This window comes from Methylobacterium sp. AC315 (genome assembly GCF_979253755.1).
This window is the reverse complement of record NZ_CEEDEA010000123.1, coordinates 1-242: the sequence shown is the minus strand read 5'-3', so window position 1 is coordinate 242 and position 242 is coordinate 1. Positions and strand designations below refer to the sequence as shown.

Here is a 242-nt window from a genome sequence, read left to right as displayed (position 1 = left end):
GCATAGGCGAGGCAGGTGCCGCGCCAGCCGACCTGCTCGAGCAGGAAGGCGGAGAGCGGCCAGCACACCGTGCTGGCGAAGCCGCCCCACAGGGTCAGCGTCGTGAGGGCGGACCTCGCCTCGGCACCGTAGAGCCGGCCGAGGGTGGCGAAGGCGGGATCGTACAGTCCGGTGCCCATGCCGCGGCCGATGAGGAGCCAAGCCGCCAAGTAAGCCGTAACGTACGGGGCCAGGGCAAGGCC

General features: G+C 71.5%; 1 pseudogene. It reads right to left on the bottom strand.

From position 1 onward, the window contains the following. Positions 1–242, bottom strand: a pseudogene (locus AC0IY0_RS28965) (MFS transporter); the annotation flags it as partial.